At 70.0% G+C, this 2,497-nt stretch carries 4 protein-coding genes; 1 reads left to right on the forward strand and 3 read right to left on the reverse strand.

The window, feature by feature from the left end:
- On the reverse strand, positions 1–775 hold a 775-nt coding region (locus tag VNT59_RS05200; protein WP_325497258.1), incomplete at its 3' end, for a hypothetical protein.
- Positions 776–1,076: 301 nt separating this feature from the next.
- Here VNT59_RS05200 and VNT59_RS05205 point away from each other — a divergent pair.
- Positions 1,077–1,295 carry a hypothetical protein gene (locus VNT59_RS05205; RefSeq protein WP_325497259.1) on the forward strand — a complete coding sequence of 73 codons (219 nt, stop codon included), beginning with the start codon at positions 1,077–1,079 and terminating at the stop codon, positions 1,293–1,295.
- A 27-nt stretch (positions 1,296–1,322) separates the two neighbouring features.
- Here the strand turns inward: VNT59_RS05205 and VNT59_RS05210 are convergent, their stop codons facing one another.
- Together VNT59_RS05210 and VNT59_RS05215 are read right to left on the reverse strand one after the other, a co-directional pair.
- Complete coding sequence (locus VNT59_RS05210) at positions 1,323–2,015, reverse strand: glutathione binding-like protein (protein ID WP_325497260.1); 693 nt, start codon at positions 2,013–2,015, stop codon at positions 1,323–1,325.
- Positions 2,016–2,167: 152 nt separating this feature from the next.
- On the reverse strand, positions 2,168–2,497 hold a 330-nt coding region (locus VNT59_RS05215), incomplete at its 5' end, for an acyl-CoA dehydrogenase family protein (protein WP_325497261.1).

A 2,497-nucleotide genomic window follows, 5' to 3' on the forward strand; every position in this document is an offset into this window, starting at 1 on the left:
AGTTCTTCACGCCGATGAAGGTGAAGACGCTCTTGCCGAGGTAGCCGGTTCCGTAGGCTGCGGACACCATGCTGGCCACGTGCAGGTAGGCGGGCGCGAACACCAGCACGGCGACGGCGTACAGGCAGGCGGCGACACCGATCGTGGTGGCCGTGCCGTCGAACCATCGCCTGTTGCGGCTTGCCACGACCGCCTCCACCAACAGCGGCACCAGCAGCAGATGGGGCTTGAACACGAAGCCGATGCTGGCCAGTGCCGCCGCAGCGATGCGCCAGCGGGCCGCGGTCGGCTCCCCCTGGGCCCGCAGCACCGCCAGGGCGAGGTACGGCAGCGCGAGCAGCATGGCGAGGTGCTCACGCTGTCCGAAGTCGTACCCCGCCACCACGACCGCGGCATACACGGTCAGCGGGGCGAGCGCCTGCTCGCAAGCCGGCGGAAGCCGGCCGTGCACGATCCGCGCGCAGGATGCGCAGACGCCGGCGACGACGGCCAGCACGACCAGGCGCAGCAGCTGACCGGGGTCGACGTGCAGCAGCTGGGCGGCGGCGACCAGCGGCAGCGTCAGCCAGACGATCAACGGCGGGTTCAGCTCGACGACGTCGACGTACAGCACTTCGCCGGCGAGCACGCGCTGCGCGATGCTGATGATCCAGGAGACGTCGTGATTGAGCGGGAACCGGAACACCGCCGCCGCGCCCGTGGCAAAGCTCGCCACTGTCAGCCACGGCCGCGTGGGCGCCGCCACGGCGAGACGCGATGCAGCCAGATGCTCCATGCCCCGGATCGTAGGTTCGCCGCCGCGCGGCCGCGCGCGCGGAACCTCCCGACGGTGCAGGGCAAACATCCTGTTTTGGCGGATCAGCTGCAGCGGCGGCGGACCCTCGGTCGTCATCGGCGCAAGCGCGCGACCCGCTGCGATGGAGCGTGTTACACAGCCGGCAGCGAAGCTCTCCTACAGCGACTGTAGGACGCGCGCGCGACTCGCCGTAGGACGCCCTGGATTCGGCTTGCAGCGCATTGACCGGGCGGCTTGTAGGCGGGTAGTCTTGCCCCTCGGGTTTCCCGGGAGTTTTGTCATGCACGTCGCCGAGCGAAAGATGAACGAGTGGCATCGCCTCAACAACGCCCTGGGCGCGGCGCAGCAGCAGCTCGCCATCGCCGGACGCTGCGGCGTGGCCGACGAGCGCATCCGCACCCGGCTGCAATCCCAGGTTGCCAGAATTCAGCGCGAATCCGACGCCGCCCTGCGCGCGTTGCGCGCCGCCGTCGAGGCGTCGCGCGCCGCCTCGCAGTAACGCCGCGCGGCCTGCCGATGCGGCCGGTCAGCGCCGCTCGTACTGCGTCTTGCCGAACAGGATCTCGCGCTCCTTGTCGTCGCGGATCGGCTTGCGGTGTTCGGCGAGCACCTTGACTCCGCGCTGCACCGCCGGCCGGGCGGCGATCTGCTCGAACCAGGCCTTCAGGTGCGGGTACTCGTCGAGCACGATGCCCTGGTTCTCCCAGCTGCGCAGCCACGGGAAGGTGGCGATGTCGGCGATCGAGTATTCGCGGCCGCCCAGGTACGGGCTGCGCGCCAGCCGCCGGTCGATCACGCCGTACAGCCGCCGGGCTTCGTTGGTGTAGCGGTCGATCGCGTAGTCGATCTTCTCCGGCGCGTACATGCGGAAGTGGTGGGCCTGCCCGAGCATGGGACCGACGCCGCCCATCTGGAACATGAGCCACTGCAGCACTTCGTACTTGGCCCGGTCGCCGGCCGGCAGGAACTTGCCGGTCTTGCCCGCGAGGTAGAGCAGGATCGCGCCCGACTCGAACAGCGAGATCGGCTTGCCGTCCGGACCGTCCGGGTCGGTGATGGCCGGAATCTTGTTGTTGGGGCTGATGGCGAGGAATTCGGGCTTGAACTGGTCGCCCGCCCCGATGTTGATGGGGATCGCGCGATAGGGAAGGCCGCACTCCTCCAGCATGATGTGGATCTTGTGGCCGTTGGGCGTGGGCCAGGAAAAAACGTCGATCACGAATGGTCTCCTTGTCGCGGCTGGATTCGATCAGGGCCGGCTCGCCGGTCGCGCTTCGGCCACGCCGCCGGCCAAGCGCCGTTCGGGGCGCATGGGCGGCGCGGCGGCCCGGGGCGCCGGCCATCACCCGGGCCGGCGGGCGGGAAGGGCGCTCAGCGCGCCGGCTGGCCTTCGCGGGCGGGCAGGCCGTACTTGCCCAGCTCCCACTTGGCGATGGCGGCGCGGTGCACCTCGTCCGGTCCATCGGCAAAGCGCAGCGTGCGCGCGTGCGCGTAGGCGTTGGCCAGCGGGAAGTCGCCGCTGACGCCGGCGCCGCCGTGGGCCTGCATCGCCCAGTCGATGACCTGCAGCGCCATGTTGGGGGCCACCACCTTGATCATGGCGATGTCGGTCTTGGCCACCTTGTTGCCGGCCGTGTCCATCAGCCAGGCCGCCCTCAGCGTCAGCAGGCGCGCCATGTCGATCTTGCAGCGCGCCTCGGC

The sequence above is a fragment of the Ramlibacter sp. genome, from assembly GCF_035554825.1.
Lineage (GTDB): Bacteria > Pseudomonadota > Gammaproteobacteria > Burkholderiales > Burkholderiaceae_C > Ramlibacter.